Source organism: Parapedomonas caeni, assembly GCF_041060555.1.
Lineage (GTDB): Bacteria > Pseudomonadota > Alphaproteobacteria > Sphingomonadales > Sphingomonadaceae > CAUJIW01.
This window is the reverse complement of the sequence record NZ_JBEUDS010000001.1, coordinates 151419-159029: the sequence shown is the minus strand read 5'-3', so window position 1 is coordinate 159029 and position 7611 is coordinate 151419. Positions and strand designations below refer to the sequence as shown.

Genomic DNA, 7611 nt, shown 5'->3' with positions numbered 1-7611 from the left:
GTGGCAGGTCGTACGGATGCCGGCGAATGGCTGGGGCGCCAGGATTCGAACCTGGGAATGGCGGTACCAAAAACCGCTGCCTTACCGCTTGGCTACGCCCCAGCAGGATGGGCGCGCACTATAGCGGCAAGTTTCGTCGAGAAAAGTCCTTTCCCGCGCTCCTCAAAAACAGTGCGGCAAACGTGTCACGCAGACGCCGCCAGCCCCCCTGCCCAACCCACCGGCCCGGATTCCAGGCCCGCCCGCCAATGGCCTGCCTGCCAACGGCTGGCAAACACCTAGGCCCGGGCCGTCACCTGTCGGCGATACACCACGGCGATGAACGTGGCATAGCCCAGCACCTCGATGAGCAGAATGCCCAGGCTGTTGCCGGGAAACAGGAACGTCGCCAGGCAGGGCAGCCCCACCATCAGCCAGTATGCCAGCAAACCGCGTGGCCAGCCCAGCAGCTTGCCAAGCAGATGATGCAAATGCTCCCGGTCACCACTGAAGGGCGAGCGCCCCTTGCTGGCGCGCATCAGCATCAACCGCACGCAATCCAGCACCGGTATGGCAAACCAGACGGCGATGCGGCCCGCGGACAGGCCCGCGGTCGGGTCGTTGTAGACGTAGATCGCCAGCAAGCCCAGCAACGCCGACAAGCCATAGCTGCCACCATCTCCCAGGAAAAAGCGACCATACATGTTGAAGACCAGGGCCACTGCAAGCGCGGCACCCAGAGCCGCCAGCACATACTGGACATCGGGCCCGGCATAGGCGCCGATGCATGCCGTCCAGATCAGCGCGAGGCCGATCACCAGGCCATTCTTGCCATCGGCCATGTTGACGGCGTTGAGCAGCCCGACCAGGCACAGCAGCGTGAACAGGGGACCGAAGTCGCCCAGCGCGACAGGAAACGGGAATGCGCTGAAGCGCAGATGGCCGATCGCGAATTCCGACCGCACCATCATGATGAGCGCAAAGACGCTGACGGTCACCAGCAGGCGCGGCATCGCGGACAGATTAAAACGATCATCGGTGACGCCCAGCAGGTAGACACTCCCGGCCGCCAGGCCCAGCCAACCGATATCGGTTGCGGCGCCGCCCGGCACCCCGGCCATCGACCAGGCCAGCCAGGCGATGGTCACCAGGGCGGGAACCATCACCGCCGAGCCGCCAACCAGCGGCGTGATCCTGTCATGACGTTTGCGCCCGCCATGGGGGTCCGGATAGTCCAGCAGACCCAGCAGCCTGCCGATCGGCTGGGCAAGGACTCCAACCAGCAGCGAAAACAAGACGGCGCCAGCCACGATTATCAGCAGCTGCACTTGCATCCCTCCCGCGCTCTCCCGCGCCATCCCTGGCGATGGCCGCCCGTCCGGCGGATCGCCAGCATGCCGTCGTTGCGTCCGGCGTCACGCTCGATTAACAGATCGGCACGTACAATGTGCTCAAACCAATACCGACCACTCCACTAACCCTCTCTCAGATGTCAGGCAAGAATATGACGATCCTCGTTACGGGTGCGGCAGGATTTATCGGCTACCATGTGTCGCTTCGGCTTCTTGCCCGTGGTGAGCAAGTACTGGGCATCGATAATCTCAACGATTATTACAGTGTCGAACTGAAGAAATCTCGGCTTGATCAGCTGCTATCGCGCCACAACGGGTTCCAGTTCTGCAAGGTTGACTTCGCTGACACCGCCGCTCTTTCAAACGCCCTGCAGCATCACAATATTGACCGTGTCATCCACCTCGGTGCTCAGGCCGGTGTGCGTTATTCGCTGACCAACCCGCATGCGTATGTTTCATCCAATCTGATCGGCCATCTGAACATTCTCGAATTCTGCCGGCACAACGACAAGCTCAAGCATCTCGTCTACGCATCTTCCTCATCGGTATACGGCAGCAATACCAAGCTGCCCTTCGCTGTCGAGGACCGGGTCGATCATCCGGTTTCGCTGTACGCCGCAACGAAGAAATCCGACGAACTAATGAGCGAGGTTTACAGTCATTTGTACCGGGTGCCGCAGACCGGCCTGCGCTTTTTCACCGTCTATGGACCGTGGGGCCGGCCCGACATGGCGCTCTGGCTGTTCACCGATGCCATCCTGAAGGGCGAGCCGATCAAGGTATTCAACCACGGCGACATGTTCCGCGACTTCACTTTTGTCGACGACATCGTCAGCGGCATCGTCGCGTGCCTTGACAATCCGCCGCCCGACGATGGCCAGCCCAAGGCTGGCGGCTCCATCACCCCGCACCGCCTCTACAACATCGGCAATCACCGTTCGGAGCCGCTGCTGCGCATGATCGAGGTGCTGGAAGGCGCGCTGGGCCGCAAGGCAATTCGTGAAATGCACCCGATGCAGCCTGGCGATGTGAAGGAAACCTACGCCGATATCTCCGCCATCCAGGGGGATCTCGGCTACATGCCCACCACGCCCATCGATGTCGGCGTCCCCAAGTTCGTCGACTGGTTCCTGGACTATCATGGCATAAGCCGCTGACGACCGCTCTCCGGCGAGAGCATCGGCAGGCGTAGTGAGGGAGGGCGCTCCCCATGACTCTCAACTATCTGCTGTGGGCGTTTCTGACACCGGGAGCGATCGCCATCTGGCTGGCGCTCCTTGGCACCGCCTTGCTGCTGACCCGCAAGGCGGGCTGGGCAAAGCGCATCCTCCTCGTCGACGCCCTGCTCTGGCTGGCAATCGCCGTCGCGCCGACCGGCGACTGGTTCATGCGGCCGCTGGAGACACGCTTCACGGCACCGGACAATGTGTCGGACGCAACGGCAATCGTCGTCCTTTCAGGCGCCGAACAACTGGCGATGCCGGCCGGACTGGCAGGCGAATACCGCGATGGAGCCGAACGCATGCTCACCGGCATTGCACTGGCGCGCCGACTGCCGGGCGCGCGCCTCTATCTCGTAGGCGGCCTCCAAAACCAGGATGGCGTGCGGGACATCGACATCATGCGCCACACCGCTCTCGCCATGGGCGTCCCCGACCATCAGCTGGTTCTGGTCAGCGACAGCCGGAACACGTTTGAAAACGCTCTGATGGTCAGTCGTCGCCTGCGTGCCGACGGCAGGACACGGCCGTTGCTGGTGACATCGGCTTACCATCTGCCACGGGCGGTGCTGTGTTTCGAGGCGATCGGCACGCCCGTCATTCCCCTGCCCGTCGACTATCGCACCCGACCGGACACGGACGGCAAGCGCATGCTTTCATTCAATCCCGGCCGCAACCTGGCGCTGGTCGACAGCGCCGCGCACGAATGGCTGGGCCTCGTCGTCTACCGCCTGACGGGCAAGACGCTGCGCCTGTGGCCGTCAGCCGGCTGACGGCCCAACCGACAGCAATATCCCCTACAGCTGCCAGCGGCGATAGCCGTCGCCCAGATCGAGATCGCGCCACATGCCCTTGATGTCGGCAACCAGGCCACCCGGTCGTACCAGAGCCGCCACCTGGCTCGCGGTCATGTCGGCATAGACCTTGTGCGGCACGGCGGCGACAACGGCGTCGAAGGGCTCCTTCTCGGCTGCACGCGCCAGATCATCCAGGCGGATATCGGCCTTGCGGCGCAGCAGGTTCAGGCCGTATTCCTCTTCCGCCTCGTGCTGGTCCGCCAGCGGGTCATGCACGCGCACGACATGGCCGTTTTCCTCCAGCCGGCGGATCACATCGACCACCTTGGAGTTGCGCAGATCAGGCACGTTCTCCTTGAAGGTCAGGCCCAGCACCAGGATGCGCGAGCCTTTCGCCAGGCCCTCGCTGACGCTGTCGGCGACGTAGCGCCCCATGCCATCATTGATGCGCCGACCGGCCAGGATGACCTCGGGGTCATGGCCCAGCTGCTGGGCGCGGAACGAGAGGTAATAGGGATCGACGCCGATGCAGTGACCACCAACCAGGCCCGGCGAGAACTTGAGGAAGTTCCACTTGGTGCCCGCGGCTTCCAGCACGTCGTAGGCTGACAGGCCCATGCGCTGGAAAATCATCGCCACTTCGTTGATGAAGGCGATGTTGATATCCCGCTGGGCGTTCTCGATCACCTTGGCCGCTTCCGCCGCCTTGATGTTCTTGGCCCGGAACACGCCGCCGGTGGTGACGCGACCATAAAGCTCGGCCAGCTGCTCCAGCACGTCGGGGTTCTCGCCCGAAATGACCTTGGTGATGCGGTCGACGGTGTGCTCCCGGTCGCCGGGATTGATCCGCTCGGGGCTGTAGCCCAGGAAGAAATCCACGCCGCGCTTGAGGCCGGAGACCCGCTCCAGCTCGGGGCCGCAGATATCCTCGGTGACGCCCGGATAGACCGTGCTCTCGAACACGACGACAGCACGGCTACCGGCCTCAAGGACCGAACCGACGCTGCGGCAGGCGGAAATCACCGGCTTGAGGTCAGGCATGTTGTCGGCGTCGACGGGCGTCGGCACGGTGACAATGAAGTACTCGGCGCCCCGGCAGTCCTCGACGGCGCTGGTCAGCTTGAGCGCGCTGGCCTTCATGACATCTTCGGGTACCTCGTCGGTGCGATCGAAGCCGCGACGCAGTTCCTCGATGCGACCCTGATTGATGTCGAGGCCGATGGTATCGAAGTGGCGCGCCAGGGCCACCGCCAGCGGCAGCCCGACATATCCGAGACCAATGACGGCAACGCGCGTCTTAGCGCCAAGCTGGGCGGTCATAACTTCTTTCCCCTCTTCCGAACCACGGCACACGAAATGCCATCGATTCTCGTCCTGTTACGCGTCAATTGTTGCTGGCAATGACAGCAATCGCCGCGATCGAGGTGGCAAATTGCCCCACAATTGTCGCTACATCCTTAACGACATCAAGGGTGTAGAGCGGATCGACGTCCTTCGGCACGACAATGGTGCTGCCCGGGGGCACCACGATATTGCCACGCCGCAACCAGCCCGAGACCTTGATCGGCTTGGCCACGCCGTTGGGATAGACAAGAAATACCCGGTCTTCGTCAGCCGTACGCTGGATACCGCCGGCCTCGCGCAGATAGTCGTCGACCCCCTTGCCCGCCTCGAACTGCAGCGCACCGGGATTGAGGACATCGCCCAGCGACAGCACGAAGTTCGGCCGCTTGGGCATGAAGATGGCATCGCCGGCATCCAGCACGGTATCGACGTCGGGCTTCAACGCCAGCACCCTGGGGTCGGCTTCCACCACCATCCGGCCCGGTGCGTCCACCGAGGCGAAGCTTTGCGCCAGTTGCGTGGCCGCGGCCAGCGAATCGCCCGTCACGTTCTTGCGCGCCGACATCGACAGCAGCGCCGCGTTAAGTTCACGGGCCGTGCGCCGGAAGCCCTCCTGCTGGGCCAGCTTGACACTTCGCCGGGTGAAAACCGCCCCGTAGGGATAGGCATGTTCGCTCAGGCCACCGGCCCGAGCCATCAGTTCCGACAGCTTCTCGCCCTTGCGGATGGTATAGAGCCCCGGCCGGGCGAACTCACCCGAGAGCAGCACCGCACCGGCCTCGAACTGCGGCTGCACGCTGTTGAAGCGCACATCGTCGCCGGATGCCACCTGGACCGCCATGAGGGTGTCGAGCGTCCCCTCGATCGATGTCTGGCGCGTCGAGCGACCATAGGGGTCGGCATTGGTGAGATCGATCGAGATCCGGTCGGCACGCCCGGTCAGACCTTCGGCCACCCGCGCCAACGTCGCCGCCGGGATCACCCCCCACAGGGGATAGACACCCGGGCGCCGCACGTTGCCGCCGGCCACCACCAGATTTTCCAGCAGGAAAGGCAGGACACCGGTTTCCTTCTCGAACAGCTCGGGGCACACGTCCTCGACATCCAGCGGCGTCGCGATCGTCGCTGCAACGCCCTCGATGGTGCCGCTCCTGGCGGCCATCTGGTTCGGGTCCGCACCAATGATCGCCTGCCCGCGCTGAGTGACGGCGGCGCCGCTCACCTGCACTGAATCGCCACTGTCCATGAGGAAGGAACCGCGCACCGCCGCGCTGAAACGGTCGGACTGACTGTCCTGCACCAACGCCTCCAGCGCCAGCAGCGACCGGCACTGAGGTTTGGGGTTAGGCTGGCCGAGGACGATCTTGCGTACATCCACGCTTTGCAGGAAGGCGATATGCGGCGCGCCCAGAACGATCAGCCGGTCCTCGCTGCGCAATGGCACATCCTGGTCATTGTGAAAAATGTCGAACAGGTTGAGGCCGGTGTAAACCTGCGCGTTTGTCACCTCGTCGCGACGGATCAACACCGCCATCGGCAGATAGCTGCCGAACTTCATGTTCTGCGGCGACCCCAGCAGAACCTTGACCGAAGGCGCCGCCGCCAATGCTCGCGGCCCGGGGCTGTCGACGAACCCGTCAAGGAACATCCGGCCGCTCACACCGCGTTCGCGGGGAGCCACGATCAGGATGTCGCCGGCCTGCAGCGCGCTGGACATGCCCTTCAGCTGCAGGGCGTGTTCCCGGCCGTCACCATCGATCCGCTGCACGGTAAAATCATTGCCGCTGGGGCGCAGCGTGCCGCCTGCCATCGCCAGCGCCTGGGCAAGGGTTGGCGCCGCGCTGCCCGCGGGCAACTCGAAGATTGCCGGCCGCGCGACGGCGCCCACAATCGCCATGGTACGCCCGACCGCAGGCACGATGATCCGGTCACCGTCCTGCAAGCGAACGGTCGGCACGCCGCCAATGCCCAGCAACCCGTAGAGATCGACGGTCAGCATGGCGCCGCCGCGGCTGACCCTCACCTGCCGCAGCGACCCGCTGGGCTTCACCCCTCCCGCGCGCCCCAGCGCCGTCATCACATCCGCCAGCGACGTCAGGGTGTACTGACCCGGCTTTTCCACCTCCCCGCCGACCACCACGGAGATCGCCCGCACGGAGCCAACCGACAGATAGACGTCGGTGCCAAGCAGGGTCCGCCGGGTCGCGTCCTCAAGGCTGCGACGGACCTCGCCCAGACGCCGGCCGGCGGCAGGGATTGGCGGCAACTGATCGACGATCAGGCGTCCTTCACGATCAACGCGTACGGTCAGACTGCGCGACGTGCTGCCCTGGAAACTCACTACCAGCTCGTCACCGACGCCGACCACATAGTCGTCACCGACCCGCCCCACCAACGCGCCATCCGTGGCTGTCACCGTCGAAAACAGATCATAGCCGAACTGACGCAGGCTCACTTCGGCGGCACGGGACTGAAAATATTTCTCCACCGCCGAGGGCTCGTAGGCCTCGACGATCTTCTTCTGCGCTTCCATGTCCCGCAGCGTGCGCTCGGCCGGGGTCGGGCCGCCATCATCGGCGAGGACCGCCGTGGTATTGGCGCCCACGTCCCGCTGCCGGGCCTGATCGAGGGGTGACATCTGGGGTTGCAGCGGCTGCGTGCTGGCACCCAGCTGCCCCTGCAACCGCTGCAGAACCGCCGGGTCGATCTGCTGTGCACCTGCGGGCGTCGCCAACGCGATCGTCGCCAGCGCCATGGCGCCAAGGTACTCCCGCATATGCCGGAGAACAACCACGCCAGCCTTCACCAGCGACCCACGCTGACTGTACTTCCCGACGGCCACCTGGTGTCCCCCTGCGATGCTACTGCCGACCATGGCTGATAGAGAGCGGAAAAATCAGCGTCAAGCGAGCCCGGCGC

5 protein-coding genes and 1 tRNA gene are annotated in these 7611 nt (G+C 64.3%); 2 read left to right on the top strand and 4 right to left on the bottom strand.

The window, feature by feature from the left end; all coding sequences use genetic code 11:
• Positions 1–27: 27 nt before the first annotated feature.
• Positions 28–102: transfer RNA gene (locus ABU113_RS00670), tRNA-Gln, on the bottom strand.
• A 176-nt stretch (positions 103–278) separates the two neighbouring features.
• Positions 279–1337 (bottom strand): hypothetical protein, encoded by a 1059-nt coding sequence (locus ABU113_RS00665; RefSeq protein WP_454557539.1) that lies wholly within the window; start codon positions 1335–1337, stop codon positions 279–281.
• A gap of 146 nt (positions 1338–1483) precedes the next feature.
• Here ABU113_RS00665 and ABU113_RS00660 point away from each other — a divergent pair, with 146 nt between their 5' ends.
• Together ABU113_RS00660 and ABU113_RS00655 are read left to right on the top strand one after the other, a co-directional pair.
• On the top strand, positions 1484–2488 hold the full coding sequence (locus ABU113_RS00660) for a GDP-mannose 4,6-dehydratase (protein ID WP_454557538.1): 1005 nt from the start codon (positions 1484–1486) through the stop codon (positions 2486–2488).
• 131 nt (positions 2489–2619) lie between these two features.
• Positions 2620–3324, top strand: coding sequence for a YdcF family protein (locus ABU113_RS00655; protein WP_454557537.1), 705 nt, complete (start codon positions 2620–2622; stop codon positions 3322–3324).
• 24 nt (positions 3325–3348) lie between these two features.
• Here ABU113_RS00655 and ABU113_RS00650 read toward each other — a convergent pair whose 3' ends face one another.
• Positions 3349–4668 carry a nucleotide sugar dehydrogenase gene (locus tag ABU113_RS00650; protein ID WP_454557536.1) on the bottom strand — a complete coding sequence of 440 codons (1320 nt, stop codon included), beginning with the start codon at positions 4666–4668 and terminating at the stop codon, positions 3349–3351.
• A gap of 64 nt (positions 4669–4732) precedes the next feature.
• A complete protein-coding gene (locus ABU113_RS00645) occupies positions 4733–7468 on the bottom strand; it encodes an SLBB domain-containing protein (RefSeq protein WP_454557535.1) in 2736 nt (911 codons plus the stop codon).
• Between the last annotated feature and the right edge of the window lie 143 nt (positions 7469–7611).